The 18,451-nt window shown below is 37.2% G+C and carries 16 protein-coding genes; 11 read left to right on the plus strand and 5 right to left on the minus strand.

What is annotated here, in order from left to right; genetic code table 11:
• A partial coding sequence (locus DEU40_RS21650; RefSeq protein WP_146207896.1) for a hypothetical protein occupies window positions 1-316 on the minus strand: 316 nt, incomplete at its 3' end.
• A 34-nt stretch (window positions 317-350) separates the two neighbouring features.
• Window positions 351-1,109: a CHM family subclass B1 metallo-beta-lactamase gene (gene blaCHM / locus DEU40_RS21655; RefSeq protein ID WP_110011773.1), complete on the minus strand. Its 759-nt coding sequence runs from the start codon at window positions 1,107-1,109 to the stop codon at window positions 351-353.
• 230 nt (window positions 1,110-1,339) lie between these two features.
• Between blaCHM and DEU40_RS21660 the strand changes: the two genes are divergently transcribed.
• Entirely contained in the window at window positions 1,340-3,604 is a 2,265-nt protein-coding gene (locus DEU40_RS21660; RefSeq protein WP_110011774.1) for an FUSC family protein, read from the plus strand.
• Here DEU40_RS21660 and DEU40_RS21665 read toward each other — a convergent pair.
• On the minus strand, window positions 3,585-4,199 hold the full coding sequence (locus DEU40_RS21665; protein ID WP_110011775.1) for a 4'-phosphopantetheinyl transferase family protein: 615 nt from the start codon (window positions 4,197-4,199) through the stop codon (window positions 3,585-3,587). The two genes, DEU40_RS21660 and DEU40_RS21665, sit on opposite strands and share 20 nt — an antisense overlap.
• Before the next feature lie 179 nt (window positions 4,200-4,378).
• Complete coding sequence (locus tag DEU40_RS21670; RefSeq protein ID WP_110011776.1) at window positions 4,379-4,897, minus strand: pyridoxamine 5'-phosphate oxidase family protein; 519 nt, start codon at window positions 4,895-4,897, stop codon at window positions 4,379-4,381.
• A 168-nt stretch (window positions 4,898-5,065) separates the two neighbouring features.
• Here DEU40_RS21670 and ahcY point away from each other — a divergent pair, with 168 nt between their 5' ends.
• The 6 genes from ahcY to DEU40_RS21700 all read left to right on the plus strand — a co-directional run bounded on the left by ahcY (window position 5,066) and on the right by DEU40_RS21700 (window position 12,614).
• A complete protein-coding gene (gene ahcY / locus DEU40_RS21675; RefSeq protein WP_110011777.1) occupies window positions 5,066-6,379 on the plus strand; it encodes an adenosylhomocysteinase in 1,314 nt (437 codons plus the stop codon).
• A 102-nt stretch (window positions 6,380-6,481) separates the two neighbouring features.
• Window positions 6,482-7,279 carry a hypothetical protein gene (locus DEU40_RS21680; protein ID WP_110011778.1) on the plus strand — a complete coding sequence of 266 codons (798 nt, stop codon included), beginning with the start codon at window positions 6,482-6,484 and terminating at the stop codon, window positions 7,277-7,279.
• Window positions 7,280-7,602: 323 nt separating this feature from the next.
• The gene (yiaA, locus tag DEU40_RS21685; protein ID WP_089790546.1) at window positions 7,603-7,995 is read left to right on the plus strand and encodes an inner membrane protein YiaA; all 393 of its coding nucleotides are present in this window, start codon (window positions 7,603-7,605) and stop codon (window positions 7,993-7,995) included.
• Window positions 7,996-8,134: 139 nt separating this feature from the next.
• Window positions 8,135-9,457 (plus strand): BspA family leucine-rich repeat surface protein, encoded by a 1,323-nt coding sequence (locus DEU40_RS21690; protein WP_110011779.1) that lies wholly within the window; start codon window positions 8,135-8,137, stop codon window positions 9,455-9,457.
• Between the two features lie 21 nt (window positions 9,458-9,478).
• Window positions 9,479-11,038 carry a BspA family leucine-rich repeat surface protein gene (locus DEU40_RS21695; RefSeq protein WP_110011780.1) on the plus strand — a complete coding sequence of 520 codons (1,560 nt, stop codon included), beginning with the start codon at window positions 9,479-9,481 and terminating at the stop codon, window positions 11,036-11,038.
• A gap of 16 nt (window positions 11,039-11,054) precedes the next feature.
• Complete coding sequence (locus DEU40_RS21700) at window positions 11,055-12,614, plus strand: BspA family leucine-rich repeat surface protein (RefSeq protein WP_110011781.1); 1,560 nt, start codon at window positions 11,055-11,057, stop codon at window positions 12,612-12,614.
• Window positions 12,615-12,665: 51 nt separating this feature from the next.
• Here the strand turns inward: DEU40_RS21700 and purE are convergent, their stop codons facing one another.
• The gene (gene purE, locus DEU40_RS21705; RefSeq protein WP_110011782.1) at window positions 12,666-13,169 is read right to left on the minus strand and encodes a 5-(carboxyamino)imidazole ribonucleotide mutase; all 504 of its coding nucleotides are present in this window, start codon (window positions 13,167-13,169) and stop codon (window positions 12,666-12,668) included.
• Between the two features lie 256 nt (window positions 13,170-13,425).
• Between purE and DEU40_RS21710 the strand changes: the two genes are divergently transcribed.
• The 4 genes from DEU40_RS21710 to DEU40_RS21725 all read left to right on the plus strand — a co-directional run bounded on the left by DEU40_RS21710 (window position 13,426) and on the right by DEU40_RS21725 (window position 18,231).
• Window positions 13,426-14,334 carry a DMT family transporter gene (locus DEU40_RS21710; RefSeq protein ID WP_110011783.1) on the plus strand — a complete coding sequence of 303 codons (909 nt, stop codon included), beginning with the start codon at window positions 13,426-13,428 and terminating at the stop codon, window positions 14,332-14,334.
• A gap of 142 nt (window positions 14,335-14,476) precedes the next feature.
• Entirely contained in the window at window positions 14,477-15,043 is a 567-nt protein-coding gene (locus DEU40_RS21715; RefSeq protein WP_110011784.1) for a hypothetical protein, read from the plus strand.
• A 6-nt stretch (window positions 15,044-15,049) separates the two neighbouring features.
• Entirely contained in the window at window positions 15,050-17,173 is a 2,124-nt protein-coding gene (locus tag DEU40_RS21720) for a cation:proton antiporter (RefSeq protein ID WP_110011785.1), read from the plus strand.
• A 245-nt stretch (window positions 17,174-17,418) separates the two neighbouring features.
• Complete coding sequence (locus tag DEU40_RS21725) at window positions 17,419-18,231, plus strand: hypothetical protein (RefSeq protein ID WP_110011786.1); 813 nt, start codon at window positions 17,419-17,421, stop codon at window positions 18,229-18,231.
• The last annotated feature ends 220 nt before the right edge of the window (window positions 18,232-18,451 follow it).

Here is an 18,451-nt window from a genome sequence, read left to right on the forward strand (position 1 = left end):
TTCGCTTGTCAATTGTTTTATGCTGCAAGCATTCACCATTCACTTTGCGAAGCAAAAGTTCACTATTGATTCGTGAATAGTCAATCGTCAATCCGTTTCGCTTGTCAATTGTTTTATGCTGCAAGCATTCACCATTCACTTTGCGAAGCAAAAGTTCACTATTGATTCGTGAATAGTCAATCGTCAATCCGCTTCGCTTGTCAATTTTTTTATACTGCAAGCATTCACCATTCACTTTGCGAAGCAAAGATTCACTATTGATTGGTGAATAGTCAATCGTCAATCCGTTTCGCTTGTCAATTGTTTTATACTGCAAGCATTCACCATTCACTTTGCGAAGCAAAAATTCACTATTGACCTTTAAATAATGTAATCGTATAGTCAAGAAGTTTTCCATCACCGTAGTCGCCATGTCCGGGAACAACAATTTTCACATCGGGATATTCTTTTTTTACTTTTTCAACGGTATTGGACCAGGCAGGAAGATTGGCATCTCCCAGATACCCTTTCCCCGCCTCAAGCTCTTTTAATAAACAGCCTCCAAATAAAATATTCTCGTTTGGAAAATATCCCACAGCATTGTCTTTTGTATGCCCTTCACCAAAAAATTTTGCAATGACATCTTTATCCCCGACTTTTAAAATAACAGAATCATTAAAACTGTTTTCAGGAATAACAAAATTATTTTCTTTTGCTAATTCGATGGTTTTAGCATATGCATAAGAGGGAATATTCTTTTTATGGAAAGCCATTAATCCTCCTAAGCTATCATCATGAAAATGGGTTGGAATAATGGCCTTAATTTTCGAATCAAGCTTTTCATTAATCCATTGTATCAGCTCTTCTGAACTTTTATCATTGGTAGGTGTATCAAAAACAACGGTTTCGTGATGATCTTTTACAATCAATCCATTACAGGGTACATTCCCGAAATCATTGGTCTGTTTAAAGGAGGTATGAATAAAACAATTCTCTGAAATCTGAGTAATGATCAGGGTTTTTGATTCATATATTTTCTTTGCTTTACAACTGTTTTTGCTCTGTGAGCTACAGCTTAACATGATCATAGAAAACAAAATGGCCACTATATTTTTACTGATGAAATTCATAAAATGATAATTTACGCTTGAGATAAGCTAAGATAGGAATTCGTGGAACAGGATTTGTTAGCTGTTGTGTTAAAAAATAACGAATTGTAAGTGGCGAATCATTCATATGTTTCATCTGTCAATTTATTTTAAATAATACTACAGCTTAATTAAAAAAAATATAATATTTAAGTTAATAAAAGTCTCTTATTTATGGCGATTTTCTTAAATTCAATAGCTATTTTTGTAATATGAACTATTCGGCGGAACTAAAAAAATTTGTAACCAGTCAGTATGTATATTCTGCGATCAGAATTACATTAGCTACTGTTCTGCCTTGTTTAGTCCTCGCCCACTTCGGGATTTTGAAAGAATACTTCCTTTTCCCACTAGGAACCAGCTTTGTAGCGCTTACCGACCAACCCGGACCTTTTATCCGAAGAAGAAATGCCCTTACTTTTGCGATCTGCTGTTTTGTCTTTGTAGCACTTATTGCCAGTCTTGTGATGAATATTAAAGTGCTGGTCATTCTGGAAGTCATTGTCTTCGGGATGTTTTTCTCCCTGATCGGCGTTTATGGCCAGAGATTAGCTGCTGTAGGCTCATTATCCCTTGTGGTACTCGCTATCTTTATTGACGGGCATCTTACGGGAAGCAATATTTTTAAAAGTCTGCTGATATTTGCTTCCGGCTGTATATGGTTTCTGTTGATATTCCTTATTGTAACTACCATCCGTCCTTATAAACTGGCAAGCCAGATGATTGGCGAAAACTATCTTCAGCTGGCTGAGTTTTTAAAGATCAAAGCTAATTATTATCAGAAGAATCCGGATTTTAATAAGCTGACCACTCAGGTTATTGCCAAGCAGATTGAAATAAAAAACCTTCAGGAAGATACCAGAGAAACAGTTTTCAAAACCAGAACTATTGTCAATGAATCTACGACCACCAGCCGCTTATTAATGCTGATGTTTCTTAATTCAATGGACCTTCATGAAAAACTGATGACCTCGGAAAGTGACTATCAAAAGTTACAGCAGAGTTTCGAAGACAGTATGATCCTGGTGAATATCCATGATTATCTGAACCTTCTGGCGGAAGAGATCACCAATATCGGAATCGCCCTGCAAAGTGGTACCAGAGCCAAGCCGATGTTTAATCTGGAAGAGGAATTAAAAAACTTAAATTATAATTATTTCGAACTCAGAAATAAACAGCTTTCTCCCGACAATCTGGAAAATTTCATGATCCTTCGCCAGATCCTGATGCGTATCTATGAAATCACGAAAGAAATCAACGAGATCTATAAAGTATTTTCACAGGATATCAAACTGGCGAAAAGTTTATCTACAGGGTTGGATCTTAAGAAATTTATGCCCAATGAACCTAAACTGAATGCTAAGGTTCTGAGAAATAATATTTCATTATCATCTTCCCATTTCCGTCATGCCATAAGAATTACAACGGCTTTACTGCTGGGATACGTTTTTTCTATGTTTGATTTTCTGGGACTGGGACACACGTATTGGATCTTAATTACCATTACAGCCATTTTAAAACCGGCCTACTCTATTACAAAGCAGAGAAACCTGCTGCGTCTCTATGGAACCATTGCAGGGGCAAGTATAGCCTATGCCATTCTCCATTTTGTTCATATTAACGGCGTTTTATTTACGATCCTTCTGATCAGCATGATCATGTGTTTCAGCTTTCTGAAAGGAAGATATTTCTGGGCGGTATTATTTATGACAATCTATGTATTCCTAAGCTTTAATTTCTTAAACCCGGGGAAAGTCAATGTTATTTTTAAAGACAGAATCCTGGATACTGCTATTGCCGGGATCATTGCCTTTGCCGTGTCATATATTGTACTGCCGGTTTGGGAACATACGCAAAATCTGGATCTGATGAAGAAATCTGCCGCGGACAACCTTATCTACTTCCAGAGTGTGATTTCCAAATTCTTACAGGGAAATTTTGATCTTGAAGATTATAAGGTAAAGCGAAAAAATGCCATCATTTCTTTGGCTAACCTTTCCGATAATTTTCAGAGAATGATTTCTGATCCTAAAAATCAGCAGAAAAAACTGGAAGTGGTCCACCAGTTTGTGGCAACGTCTCACCTGATTACTGCCTATACTGCTTCCCTATCCCAATATGCAAAAAGTAATGAGCAGTATCCTGAAATAGATGCTGAAAGCTGGAGCAGAAAGATTGAGGCCGAAATGCAGCAAACCTCTACCCTTCTCAACGGAAATGATATTAACGAAACCCTGAAAATGGAAAGCCGCCTTGAGCCGGAAGATTCCTCCATTGAAGACATGCTCCTGAAAAGAAAAACAGAGATTGAAGAAAATGAAATTGTTGACCGAAGAGATCCTGATAAAATCTCACATTTAACCGAGCTTAAAAATATCCACGATATTCTGGAGCTGATCTATGATGTCGCAAAAGAGCAGAGAAAAGTGATCGAAAAATATAAAAACGAAACTGAGCCTACTCCTCCACAATCGTAAAGCAGTAATCGTCAAAGAATTCTACCCTGGCTTTGAATTCATCTGAAAACTGATCGTCGTAAACACGGCAACTGATTTTATGAAGGTGCTTTAGCTCAAAAGGCTTTACTTCATAATTCTTTTTTAAAGACCAATATTTTGAGTGATGAATTTTGTACATACTCTCTTTTACACTCCATATAATGGTATAGAAAGTATCCGCTTTGTCTTCCGGAATAAATCCACGCTCATTTTCATAGGTAAATTTATCAATCACTCTTAAAATCTTAGGATTGAATTTCTCAATATCAATTCCTATTTTATTTTTAGAAACAGCAATCGCCGCAAAAGGAAAAGAGTGCGTAATAGATATTTCCGCATCGTAGGGAGAAAGAAAAGGCTCTCTTTCTTTATATAAAATTTTAGAATTGGGTTTTAATCCTTTCAGAAGCTTGCGCACCATCAGAACTTCCAGCAATTTTTTAGGATGATAATCTTTTACTTTTTCCGCATTTTCAGGTTCAAGAAGTTCATTGATATCAAGTTCTTCACTTTCATCATACTTCCAAACCAGAATGGTGGCATTGTCATCTGAAAAATCTCTGTAGAGGGGCATTCTTTTTTTATTGGACAAAAATAGTGAAAAGATGCGGAAGTTGAAAGGAATGGAAGAGGGACGCTGGAAGATGGAAGTTACTATTCGTCATAAAAATCATTTTCCGTTGAGGAAAAAACAAACTCTTTGTTTCCTTAATCTTTATAACTTCCAGCATCATTCTTCCATCTTCCAGCTAATTATTTAGACTGATGATTCACATCATTTCTGTGCTCTATAATTTCAAGTTTTGAATTTACAAAATAAGCACTTCCGAAACCATTTACATAAGAGCCTTTTACAGGTTGCAGTGCAATTAAAATAAAATCTCCCATTTCGGAAATTACCTCTACAACTTTGCCGTGAGTTTCTCTAAGTTTCCCAACAACAGCATTCCATACTTCAGAATCTCTTTCAATCTGAGAAGTAGCTGCTTCAAGTGTTAAACGTTCGCGCGCATAGATCTGCTTGGTTGCCGATTCGTCTTCAATAAACATAATGGATGTTTTTCTTCCGTCTGCAAGGTTTTTAGTATGTTTTGCCATGAAAGATACCAGAATATAGAATGTCTGATCAACCTGTACAAAAGGTGCATAGCTTGAATTAGGATTTCCTTCAGCATCAACAGTAGCAAGAATTACACTTTTTGAAGCATTGATCAGTTCCTGTACTTTGGGAGCAACAGGTTTTATTTTCTTTTCTGTATGGGTTTGGTTCATAATATATTTGTTTATCAGATAAAATTAGTTATTTATATTAAGACTAAATAACATTAATCCATGTTTAATCTCATAAAACCGAACTTGGTTTGCCGTTTTTATATCTTAATTATAAATCGTAATTTTGCCTTTCGTTATCAATTGAATTTTAAAAACTATTCATTACATATGAGTACTACAACACAATACGTTCCTTATAAAGTTAAGGATATCTCCCTTGCAGAATGGGGTAGAAAAGAAATTACCCTTGCAGAAGCAGAAATGCCAGGTCTGATGGCTATCCGTGAAGAATACGGACCATCTCAGCCACTGAAAGGAGCAAGAATCGCAGGATGTCTTCACATGACTATCCAAACGGCTGTGCTTATCGAGACTCTTGTAGCTTTAGGAGCTGAAGTTACATGGTCATCTTGTAATATTTTCTCTACACAGGATCACGCTGCTGCTGCTATTGCTGCTGCTGGAATTCCGGTGTATGCGTGGAAAGGATTAAATGAAGAGGAATTTGACTGGTGTATTGAGCAGACTTTATTCTTCGGTGAAGAAAGAAAGCCATTAAACATGATTTTGGATGATGGTGGAGATTTAACAAACATGGTTTTTGATAAATACCCTGAGTTCACAAAGGATATCAAAGGTCTTTCTGAAGAAACCACTACCGGTGTTCACAGACTTTACGAAAGAATGAAGAACGGAACTTTAGTAATGCCTGCCATCAACGTAAATGATTCGGTTACTAAATCTAAATTCGACAACAAATACGGATGTAAAGAATCTGCTGTAGATGCAGTAAGAAGAGCTACAGACGTAATGCTTGCTGGAAAAAGAGTGGTAGTTTGCGGATACGGAGACGTAGGTAAAGGTACTGCTGCTTCATTCAGAGGTGCTGGTTCTATCGTTACTGTTACGGAAATTGACCCGATCTGTGCACTTCAGGCTGCTATGGACGGTTACGAAGTAAAAAGATTAGATACTGTGGTAGATAATGCTGATATCATCATCACTACAACAGGTAACTTCAATATCGTAAGAGGAGAGCATTTCCTTAAAATGAAAGATAAAGCGATCGTTTGTAATATCGGTCACTTCGATAATGAAATCGATATGGCATGGTTGAACAAAAACTATGGTCATACTAAATCTGAAGTGAAGCCTCAGGTGGATATCTATACAATCGAAGGAAAAGAAGTAATCATCCTTGCAGAAGGTAGATTGGTTAACTTAGGATGTGCTACAGGCCATCCAAGTTTCGTAATGTCTAACTCTTTCTCTAACCAGACGTTAGCTCAGATCGAACTATGGAATAACTCTGCAGCTTACAAAAACGAAGTATACATGCTTCCTAAGCACCTGGATGAAAAAGTAGCTGCTTTACACCTTAAGAAATTAAGTGTGGAGCTTGAAACTCTTTCTCCTGAGCAGGCTGAATATATCGGTGTAGACGTAAAAGGGCCATTCAAGCCTGAGTACTACAGATACTAAGATCTTAACAAAACATGATATGATCCCACTATTGGTAAGATAGTGGGATTTTTTTATGCAGCATATAAAGCATTTCTTATTTTTGTCGCCTAAAAAAATAACATGAAAAAATTCTTATTTCTGGGGCTCGCGGGCTCCGTAATTTTCTTTAACAGCTGCAGCAGTAATGATGATAGTGAGGGAAACAATACCTCTTCTAAAGTATTATTAAGCAAAGTCACAATAGTTTATTATGACAATCCATCGCAGCCGCAGACAAGCATACAAACTCTGGAATACAATAATCAGGGTGAACTTATCAAAACATCGTCAGCTTTAGGAACTTCCAAGTTTGAATACAGTAACGGAAAACCAACTAAAACTACATATTATAAACCAGATGGTACGGTAGACTATTATTCAGCATATACTTACAATGGTGATCTGCTTACATCAGTTAAGGCAATCTACACGAATAATCCGGATTATAACAGAACCATTACTTATAATTATAATACCAACGGGCAAATGATTTCTTCCTCTCTTTGTCAGTCACCAGCCTGTTCCAATCCCATTGTAGATACTTTTACTTATGAAGGAAACAATATTTCAACAGAAATTTCAGAAGGTGGAGGATCCAGCTACAGCACAAAAATTGTTTACTCTTATGATGATAAACAGAGCCCATACATCAATATTAACAAATACTTAAAAATTATGATGGGAAGAGCCTATGCTGTAAGTCAAAACAATTATCTGACGGAAAAAATCAGCTATAAAAGTAATGGAGTCTGGATCCAAAATCAAACCAGAACTTCCACCATTCAATACAACAGCGCTGGTTATCCTACTGAGGTGATTTCAAAAGAAACCAACGGAAATCTTTCAGCGAAGTATACTTACGAATATATCACTCAATAAAATAAAGCTCTCCATTTTGGAGAGTTTTTTTATCAGCTGATTCCCGCTATCCGCTCATACTCCTCACGCCAGCACCTTCAACCTAAGCGATGCCGAAGGGCCACAGCGCAAGTTCCGGGGTAACCGCTGCTATCGGGGCTAGCAAAATATAAATGATGAATGATAAATCATAGATAGATTTATACTATTCAATAGGAGCAGCTTTAGCCGAACCATAAAACTACTTCATCATTCTATTCAATATTTTTCCCATATTTTCCCTTTGTCAGAGCTCTATTTATAAAAAATGAATATCTTAGCCCTCTTAAACAAAACATTAAACTATGAAAAAACAAAGAGTATCGAATGCATTTGTGGCTGCGTCGTGGGTAGCATTGGGAGCAGGAATGATAGGCTTTATTGTCGGTCTTGCAAGAGCAGAAATGCTGCTGAATGAGAAAGGATATTATTTTACCATCCTTCTTTATGGCTTATTTGCTGTGGTTTCGTTACAGAAAGCAGTACGTGACAGATTAGAAAACATTCAGGTGACCGATATTTATTATGGAATCTGCTGGTTTGCAACATTATCATCGATTGTACTACTGGCCATCGGACTTTGGAATGCCACCATCCTTCCAAGTGAAAAAGGTTTTTATGCCTTTGCCTTTTTACTGGCTCTCTTCGGAGCCATCGCAGTGCAGAAAAACACCCGTGATAATATGATTCAGGAATAAAGCAAACTCTCCAAAACGGAGAGTTTTTTATTTAAATAATTTCATTGAAATTTATAAATTACTATAAACTTTACATTTAAGTTAAAAATATATTAAGTTTTTTGTTATTTTAGCAGTGCTTATTTCACAAACTAATGACATGTACAAAAAACTAATAATTTCTGCTCTGTTTATAGCAGCATTTCAACTTTCAAAAGCACAAAATGAGTTTATAACGATCTGGAAAACGCAAAACTCACAACTCATTAAATTTCCCGGCAGAGGAACCAATTTCAAAGTATATTGGGAAGAAGTAGGATATCCTCAGCATAATGGTACAATGAGTAATGTAACTTCCACTACCGAATTTATAATCAACTTGGGTGTACCTTTTAATCCGGTATCATCTCAAGCGAGTTACAGAATTAAAATCAGTGACGGCACTGGAAGTTTTGACCAGGTAAGATTCTTCGACAATACATTAACTCCCACTTACAATGCTCCAGACCGCTCAAAAATAACCCAGATTGCCCAGTGGGGAAATATAAAATGGAAAAGCTTTGACAATGCTTTTGTATACTGCGACAACATGGATGTTACAGCTACTGATGCACCGGACCTCAGCATGGCCACCAGTATGCGTCAGATGTTTTATTTGTGTATGTCACTCATCGGCAATCCTTCTTTTGATACGTGGAACACCTCTACCATCACAGATATGTATTATATGTTTGGTGACAATTATCTCTTCAACCAGCCACTGGGAAACTGGGATACTTCGAATGTTACGGATATGTCATATATGTTTGACTATACCGGATTCAACCAATCTTTGAGTAAGTGGAACACAGCCAAGGTGACCACCATGAAACATATGTTTCATGATTCTGAAAATTTTAATCAGGACCTTCAAAACTGGAATACCTCCAATGTTACTGATATGAGTGAAATGTTCTCTGGCACTGCTTTTAATCAAAATATCGGAAGATGGAATTTAAGTTCATTAACAACTGCTACCGGAATGTTTCTCAATTCTGAAATGAGCTGTGTGAATTATGATAAAACACTTTTTGGGTGGAGCCAGAGTTCATCAACACCCAGTAATATTAACTTATCCAGTGCTTCGCCATTAATCTATTCTCATGCCGATGCCGTTACTGCCAGAAATTATTTAATTAATTCTAAAGGCTGGATTATATCAGGTGATGCTTACAACGGACTCTGCAACCAGACACTTTCAACGTCTGAAAAGGAGATCAGTAATAAACCTGCTATTTACCCAAATCCTGCAAAGGATGTGATTTATCTTAAAAATATTCAGCATCCGGTAAGTTATAGCATTACTGATATGAGCGGAAGAACTGTCGCCAAAGACAATCTTGAACATGAAAAGATTGCCATCGGACTTTTGACTCCAGGAAATTATATTCTACAAATTTTGACAAAGGATACAATTCATTCACTTCCGTTCATCAAACAATAAACTAATCATAAAACGATAACCATGATTCTAAAGAAAATTCCAACACTCATTTTTCTTTTGTTACTATTTCTGGCGAAGGCACAAAATGAATTTATCACTATCTGGAAGCCGGCCTCTACTGTATTACCGGCGGTAAATGTAGACGCTCCGTACCAGGCAACCACACAACAGATATGGTTTCCCGGGATTGGCGAAAATTATGATATTTATTGGGAGGAAGTGGGCTATCCGCAACACAATGGTTCTCTTCTCGATGTAACTTCCACAAAACAGGTTCTTATAGACTTCGGTACGTCGATCGCAGAAAAAAATGATGCAAAATACAGAGTGAAAGTTACGAATGGTAACGGAATGTTCAGGCAGATAAAATTCGGAACTGCTCAATTATTTCCTGGTCCTGAGCAAATTATTCCTATCTGGCAGATCAACGGAAGTTCAGATAAAATATTAGAAATAGAGCAATGGGGTAATATTTCATGGACTACGATGAACGGAGCCTTCAGTCTGTGCAGGCTTATGCAGCTTACAGCAACAGATACTCCCAATCTTAATAATGTAGAGGATGCCTCTTTCATGTTTTATGGCACAACCAGCTTTAAGGGTGCCAGTTCTATGCAAAACTGGGATACATCGAAAATTAAGAATTTCAGCTTTATGTTTTCACTTTTATTTGATACGCCCCCAGCAGCCGGGCTGACAGAGCAATTCAACCCGCCTTATCTTGACAGCTGGAATATGTCTTCTGCTACCAACCTCAGCTATATGTTTGGAAACAGAAAAGTTTTTAACCAGTCTCTTAATAGCTGGGACGTTTCCAAGGTGACCGATATGAGCTGGATGTTCGGGCAGTGTTTAAGTTTTAATCAACGTCTGGATAACTGGGATACCTCAAGCCTTGAAGATATGCACTTTATGCTTCACATGATTCCTGTCTTCAATCAGCCTTTAAACTGGAATACTTCAAAAGTTACCAATATGGCTCATATATTCCATGGCTGTACATCCTTTAATCAGTCTTTAGAAAATTGGGACATGACCAAAGTAAAGAGAATCGATGATATACTGAATGGTGCAACGAATTACAATCAGCCATTAGGAAACTGGAACCTGGTTTCACTTATTAATGGTGCAGGCTCCTTAACACTGTCAGGACTTAATTGTGAAAATTACAGCAAAACACTCATAGGATGGGCAGACAATCCCAATACAGCCAACAATATCTCATTAGGTTCCTTGACAGTACTAAAATATGCCCCCAACGTATCAGACAAAAGAGATATTCTGATCAACAAAGGGTGGTCATTTGTAGGTGATACTCCAGGAAGCTGCTTATTATCTTCATCGGATATAAAGCTGAATAAAAAACCTCTGCTTTATCCTAACCCTGCAGTGGATGATATTCACATTGATGGAATAGATGATATTAAGGCATATAAAATTTATGATGCCAGCGGAAGACTTGTAAAAGAAGGAAATCCTAATAATGATATCATCAGTGTAAGTACTCTGCCAAAAGGAAATTATATGATACAACTTGTCATGAAAGAAAAAACGGTTTCTTCAAAATTCATTAAAAAATAACCATAAATTTTTCCCTATGCTACTCAGAAATTTTTTGGCAAGCTTTTGTATTACACTGGTATTCATAGCGAAAGCCCAGAATGAATTTATCACGATCTGGAAACCCGCCTCTACAATAACACAGCCAATCACTGTAAGTGCTCCCTATCAGGCAAGTTCCCAACAAATATGGTTTCCCGGAATTGGTGAAAACTACGATATCTATTGGGAAGAAGTAGGATATCCCCAACACAACGGTTCCCTCCTCGACGTAACCTCCACAAAACAGGTTCTTATTGACTTTGGTACGTCGATCGCAGAAAAAAATGATGCCAAGTACAGAGTAAAAGTAAGTAACGGAAATGGCGTTTTTCAACAAATAAAATTCGGAGATGTACAGGAAACTCAGCTTCCGGATCAGATTTTCCCGATCTGGCAGGTCAACGGAAGCGCTGATAAGATACTGGAAATAGAACAATGGGGAAACATTGTGTGGACATCGATGAACAATGCCTTCAGCCAATGTAAACTTGTTCAGATCACGGCTACAGACACTCCCGACCTAAGTAATGTTGAAGATGCTTCTTATATGTTTTATGGTACAAAAAGCTTTACAGGCGCAAGCTCCATGCAAAACTGGGATACTTCTAAGGTTAAGCATTTCAGATTTATGTTTGCTTTGATCTTTGACACCGTTATCAGCTCAGTTTCTGATCAGTTCAATCCTCCTTATTTTAATACTTGGGACATGTCCTCTGCAACTGATCTCAGTTTTATGTTTGCGGGAAGAGCACATTTTAACCAGACCTTAAACAACTGGGACGTTTCGAGCGTAACTGATATGAAATGGATGTTTGCTCTTTGCCCAAACTATAATCAACCAATGGATAACTGGGATACCTCAAGCCTTGAAGACATTCGTTTTATGTTCCATTTTGATTCTGCTTTCAATCAATCTTTAAACCATTGGAACACTTCTAAAATTACCAATATGGCCCATGCTATTCATGGCTGCACGGCCTATAGTCATTCCCTTGAAAACTGGGATATGACCAAGGTTACCAGAATAGACCAGATTCTTAAGGAAACACCCAACTTTAATCATTCCCTTGCAAGCTGGAATCTTGCCAGCGTTAATAACGGGGCCCAGGCTTTGATGCAGACAGGAATGGATTGTGAAAATTTCAGTAAAACACTGGCAGGATGGGCAGATAATCCTGATACTGCCAATAATGTTGATTTAGATATTGTAACCCCTTTGACTTATGCTTCCAATGCCGCAGATAAAAGAAATATTCTCATCAGCAAAGGATGGACGATGTCTGGTGATACAGTAGGAAACTGTTTACTGTCCTCATCAGAAGTCAGGCTGAATAAAAAACTTTCACTATATCCTAATCCCGCTGTGGATGATATTCATATTGAAGGACTAAGTGACATTAAAAAGTACAGAATTTTTGATACAAGTGGAAGACTTGTACTGGAAGGAAATCCTAATAAAGAAATGATCAATGTAGGATCATTACCGAAAGGAAATTATATTTTACAGCTCATTTTGAAAGATCAGACCATTTCTTCAAAATTCATTAAAAAATAAAACAAAAAAGCCTCGCTGAAAAGTGAGGCTTCTATTTTGAGTTGAAATAAATTATTGGTCAAAATGATTTGGGTGCTGTGCTTTAATATCATCCACAGTTCCCAGAACTTTATCTTTTAAGGAATCCTGGTATTTCTGAAGTTTTGCAGCGACTTCTTCATTACCGCTTCCTAAAATTTTTGCAGCTAAAATCCCTGCATTCAAAGCGCCGTTCAAAGCTACGGTAGCCACCGGAATTCCACCGGGCATCTGAAGGATAGATAAAACAGAATCCCATCCGTCTATGGAATTACTGGACAAAATAGGAACTCCGATTACCGGAAGCGTAGTACAGCTTGCCACCATTCCCGGAAGATGTGCTGCTCCTCCTGCTCCAGCTACAATTACCTTCAGACCTCTTTCCTGAGCAGTTTTTGCATAATCAAACATTCTTTCCGGTGTTCTGTGCGCTGAAACTACTGTTAACTCATAAGGGATATCGAGGCTTTTAAGAAAATTTGCAGCCTGTTCCATAATCGGCAGATCACTCTGACTGCCCATAATAATTCCTACCATCTTCAATTTTATTAGATGTTCAAAGATAAAAAATAAAAATGTAAAGAGGAATAATTACAAAAAATCCGGGAAACGATTTATGATTATAATTCCTAAAAATAATTTAATCTTTCAATAGATCTTCCATTTAAAATGTAAAGAATAAATAAAGATCTTTTTGGCTCAGATTTTTCATCTGTACTCCTATAAATTACAACATCTGTATCCATAACAATTCCTGGGAAAATAGATATATTTGTTGTTACACCACATTAAATTGAAAGATTATAAACTTACACTGGCTGTATGTACCGTTGCTATTGTCTGGGGTACTACGTTTTTATCGATAAGGGTTGCGGTAGAAACAATACCCGCCTGGTTTGTCGCAGGAATACGTCAATTTCTTGCAGCGATTATCATGTTCCTTATTCTTACCTATAGAAAAGAATTCAAATGGATAGGCTGGACAAGCCTGAAATACCAGTTTATCTTCTCTTTATTAATGCTTGTGATTGCAAACGGAATGACTACAGTAGCGGAAGAGGAAGTTACCAGCAGTCTTACTTCACTGATAAGTGCCTGTTCTCCTATTCTGGTATTTTTCGGAAGTATGGCTTTAGGTCTGCAGAAATTCAGCTGGCGGGCTTTTACAGGAGTTATTCTGTGTTTCAGCGGCATTCTTTTTATTTTCTGGGATGGCATTAATGATCTAAAAAACCCGGATTATGCGCTGGGTATATTATTTTTATTCATTGCCATTGCGGGATGGGCTTCAGGAACTATTTTTACCAAAAAACTGAACATTCAAAGCGGAAATATCTCACTGAACCTCTTTTATCAGTTTGCCTTTGCGGGAATTATCCAGATTATTTTTGCCTTTCTTTTTTCAGAAAACTACAACTTCGGAAACTGGAGCCTGAAAAGTATTTCTGCAATGCTTTATTTATCCTGTTTTGGCTCTGTAGCAGCATTTTTTGCTTTCCATTATGCATTGACCAAAGTTTCACCTGTTCAGGTATCCATATTGGCCTACATCAATACGGTAATCTCCATTTTTTTAAGCTGGCTGATTCTTGATGAAAAAATTTCTGCCAAATTCATCATTGCTGCAGTACTTATTATTGTCGGCGTTTTTGTGATCAATTACAATCCGGCCATGTTTAAAAAACAAAGAATCGAGTCGTAAATCAGAAAATAATATTCATTATTTCAACCCCTAGATCCCGCTGTTTTTTAATATATTAAATAGAATTAAAAGCAGATCCGTTATATGGGAATTTTCTATTTCTTTCATTTTTTCTTATATTGTATACTCCAACCGATACAATATGCTGAAAAACACATTTTTTTTATTGCTGGCTGCCTCTTTTCTATTGGTAAGCTGTGATTACAAAGAGAAGGAAAAGAACCTGACAGACAGGGAAAAACAATTATTAGAGAAAGAAAAAATATTCGCAAAAAAAGAATCCGAATATCAGTCTCTGCTGAAAATGAGAGACAGTATTTTTGCGAAAAAAGATTCTGTAGTAATTGCTGCTGTATGGCCTACAGAAATTTCCGGCCCATGGAATGGTAAAGTAATCTGTACAGAATCCAACTGCAGCGAGTATGCTGTAGGCGACCAGCGTACTGACATCTGGGAATTTGATAATGATTCTACCCAGCCTATTACCAAAATCATCAATAACAATAATCTGGTAAGGCTTTACACCGGCAAGTTTGAAAACAATGAGATCAGACTGTCTTTCAAAACAGATTCTACAGCCAAAAAGAATGTAGAAATGAGCGTTCTTCTTAATGATATTTCGGACAACAAGATCAAAGGAACAAGAACCATCACATCAGATGGCTGTACCGCCAAGTTCTCTGTTGAGTTAGTACGTTCCACAAAATAAACACTTATGATTTTACTGAGTATACACAACCTGAGCCTTCCTATAGAAGATCCGGTACTGAAGTTCCTGTTGGTACTGGTCATCATCCTTGCAGCCCCATTGCTGCTTAATAAAATTAAAGTTCCTCATCTCCTGGGACTTATCATTGCCGGAGCGATTATTGGTCCGAACGGATTCAATGTATTATCCAGAGACAGCAGTATTGTAGTAACCGGAACCACCGGGCTTCTTTACATTATGTTTCTGGCAGGTCTTGAGATCGACATGGGCGACTTTAAAAAGAACAAGTGGAAAAGTCTCACATTTGGTATCTATACCTTTACAGTTCCTTTTGTACTGGGATATCTGGGAGGATATTATATTTTACACTTCTCTATGCTGACTTCCATTCTGTTTGCCAGTCTTTTTTCATCTCACACGCTTATCGCTTATCCATTGGTGAGTAAGTTGGGAATTGCGAAAAATAAAGCAGTTAACATCACCGTTGGTGGTACGATGATCACAGATATTCTTGCTTTATTGGTACTTGCTGTGATTGTGGGAATGTCTCAGGGCGACGTGGGAACAGAATTCTGGGTTAAATTATCAGTCTCTTTTGTCGTTTTTGCCCTCATTGTACTTATTGTATTCCCTATTATAGGACGATGGTTTTTCAAAAGAGTGGATGATAAAATTTCGCAGTATATCTTTGTACTGGTTATGATTTATCTGGCTGCTATGCTTGCTGAACTGGCTGGTGTAGAAGCTATCATCGGAGCATTCTTCGCCGGACTGGCGTTAAACAGACTTATCCCTCACACTTCTTCTTTGATGAACAGGGTTGAGTTTGTAGGAAATGCCATATTTATCCCGTTCTTTTTGATCAGTGTAGGAATGCTGATTGATTTTAAAGTTTTCTTTAAAAGCTGGGAAACACTTGAAGTTGCCGCAATTATGCTGGTTGCCTCTATCGGAGGAAAATACCTTTCTGCGGTTGCCACTCAGAAAACATTCAGACTAACCAAAGAGGAAGGAAAACTGATATTTGGATTAAGCTCCGCTTCGGCAGCAGCAACACTGGCTTCCGTAATGGTTGGATATAACATCATCCTTTCTGAAACCGAAACCGGAGAACCTGTAAGATTATTAAATGAACACGTACTGAACGGAAGTATTCTTCTTATCCTCATTTCATGTACGATCTCGTCTTTTATTTCCATGGCGAGTGCCCAGAAAATTGCTGAGAGTGATAACGAAGATACCGTTTCCGGAAATACCCATGAGGAAGAAAATATTCTCTTAGCCATCAACCACGAAGCCACTGTTGAGAGAATGGTTAATCTGGGAATTCTGATCAAAGCACATTCGAATACAGAAGATCTTTTTGCATTAAATGTCATTAATGAAGACAAAAATGAATCATCTGTAAAGAATGCGGAGAAACTTCTTCACCAGGCAGCAGATGCAGCCGCAGCGGCAGATGTAAAATTGCAGGCTTTAAAAAGATATGACAATGATGTCATCAACGGGGTCAATAATGTGATTAAAGAACAGAAAATTACAGATCTTATCATCGGATTGGAAGACGAAAAAGGATTCTCCCCTTCTTTTGTATATAATCTTTATAACGGTTATCTTCAGAATGATGACGTGAATGTACTGGTTTATCATGCTGCACAACCGCTTTCCACCATTAAGAAATATGCAGTGATGATTCCCGAGAATGCTCATCAGGAAGCAGGATTCTTCCATGCATTGCTGAGGGTATGGAACATTGCCAGAAATTCCGGTGCTACAGTTGTTTTTTATGCTCCTGAAAACATTATTGATATTCTTCAGAAAATCATAAAGAAAGCCAATATAGAAGCTGAATTCATTATCATGAGCACATGGCAGGACGGAGAAAGAACCGCAGCACAGCTGAAAGATGATGAAGCCTTGATTATTCTGATGGCCAAGCGCGGTATGAAGTCATATATTCCAAGAATGAGACTGATCCCTGAACTGCTGAACAGGAATCTGAAAGACAATAATTACCTTCTGATCTTCCCTTTCTCGGAGTATGACAAAAACAGCCCGGAAATACGTTCTGTAGGAAATCACGGGGATTTTGTGGAAATTGGAAATGTCATTCAGAAGATTTTTAAATAAAAGAAATTTAGATAGGATGGAAGCTGGAAGAATGATGCGGGAAGTTTCTTCTCTGCGAATAATTAATTCTTCGTTATGATTAAACAATTAAATCATCAATAGCGTCGGGCTCCATAGGAATAAAATTGGCTTTAGCCGAAACCTAAAATTAAGCTTCGGCTAAAGCCAATTGAGTTGACAATTATTTTTAAACGGGCTAAAGCCCGTTCCTATTGAATTTTGTATTTTGGCAAAAAAAATAACCTATGAAACAAATTATCGGATTTCTCTTCTTTTTTGTGTCCATCATTCTTTCTGCACAAAACCTTACCCTTTCGGATAAAGAACTGAAACAAAAACTGGATTCTATCAAAACTGAAGGAAACCTACTCTATTCTTACGAAAATGCATCATGGCATGCAGGAGATCTTGTAGGCAGCAATAAAAGACTTGCTGAAAATACAGGAAGCTATATCACATACCAGAAAAACGATACCATCAAAACCTCCTTTCTTAATAAAGCAGGTAATATGATTATTGCAGAACTGTCTTTCAAAAATAACCAGACAAAACCTGTCAAAGAAAATTTTAAAGAAAGAGGACTTAATGAAACTGAAAGTATTTTAAAAAATATCCGTTCTGCCATTATTCCGCAGTTATCCGATTCAAAGTATGCGGTAACGGTACCACAGGGATATAGTCTTAATATGATTATTATTCCTTTTAATGAAAACTATAAGGTGTATTTGATACCTGGTACTGCCCAGTCTGGTATAATTCCGTTCGGAAATGATTATCTTTTTGTTTCGGATAAAAAAGGAAATATTATTTCCCATAAAAAATTTCACTCAAGACTTATTCCAACCTCTACAGCCTTGGAAAATGGAGGAACAGTAACAATGTCTACCCACAGCCATTTAGTAGCCAGTCCTTTTATTTCTGCAACAGATATCTGTACTTTTAAATTGTATGCTCCGCTTACATCGCTTGAAGAATTTTCTGTTTTATCAACCGCTTTAGGAAGCTATATTAAATACAATTATAAAAAGGATAATATTGAGGTGGTTAAAAATCCTTAATCATGAAAGCATTACATTATCAATAGGATCGGGCTTTAGCCCGATATAAAAAATATGAATACATTTGGCTTTAGATTCTGTGTTAACTTCCAAATATTTTTTATACATTTATATTTATAAAAGCGACCTTGAGTTAGCTTGCGTAGGGTGAACGTCTTTGATTTTTACCCTACTTTCTTCAAAATCTATCTGGTAAAAAGTTTTATTTTTAAATAAAATA

The organism is Chryseobacterium sp. AG844 (assembly GCF_003182335.1).
Lineage (GTDB): Bacteria > Bacteroidota > Bacteroidia > Flavobacteriales > Weeksellaceae > Chryseobacterium > Chryseobacterium cupriresistens.

Coding starts and splice junctions, on each gene's coding strand:
- blaCHM (WP_110011773.1), bottom strand. CDS start 1,109: ATGAATTTCATCAGTAAAAATATAGTGGCCATTTTGTTTTCTATGATC.
- DEU40_RS21720 (WP_110011785.1), top strand. CDS start 15,050: ATGATTTTACTGAGTATACACAACCTGAGCCTTCCTATAGAAGATCCG.
- DEU40_RS21715 (WP_110011784.1), top strand. CDS start 14,477: ATGCTGAAAAACACATTTTTTTTATTGCTGGCTGCCTCTTTTCTATTG.
- DEU40_RS21670 (WP_110011776.1), bottom strand. CDS start 4,897: ATGAACCAAACCCATACAGAAAAGAAAATAAAACCTGTTGCTCCCAAA.
- DEU40_RS21680 (WP_110011778.1), top strand. CDS start 6,482: ATGAAAAAATTCTTATTTCTGGGGCTCGCGGGCTCCGTAATTTTCTTT.
- DEU40_RS21665 (WP_110011775.1), bottom strand. CDS start 4,199: ATGCCCCTCTACAGAGATTTTTCAGATGACAATGCCACCATTCTGGTT.
- ahcY (WP_110011777.1), top strand. CDS start 5,066: ATGAGTACTACAACACAATACGTTCCTTATAAAGTTAAGGATATCTCC.
- DEU40_RS21695 (WP_110011780.1), top strand. CDS start 9,479: ATGATTCTAAAGAAAATTCCAACACTCATTTTTCTTTTGTTACTATTT.
- purE (WP_110011782.1), bottom strand. CDS start 13,169: ATGGTAGGAATTATTATGGGCAGTCAGAGTGATCTGCCGATTATGGAA.
- DEU40_RS21690 (WP_110011779.1), top strand. CDS start 8,135: ATGTACAAAAAACTAATAATTTCTGCTCTGTTTATAGCAGCATTTCAA.
- DEU40_RS21660 (WP_110011774.1), top strand. CDS start 1,340: ATGAACTATTCGGCGGAACTAAAAAAATTTGTAACCAGTCAGTATGTA.
- yiaA (WP_089790546.1), top strand. CDS start 7,603: ATGAAAAAACAAAGAGTATCGAATGCATTTGTGGCTGCGTCGTGGGTA.
- DEU40_RS21725 (WP_110011786.1), top strand. CDS start 17,419: ATGAAACAAATTATCGGATTTCTCTTCTTTTTTGTGTCCATCATTCTT.
- DEU40_RS21700 (WP_110011781.1), top strand. CDS start 11,055: ATGCTACTCAGAAATTTTTTGGCAAGCTTTTGTATTACACTGGTATTC.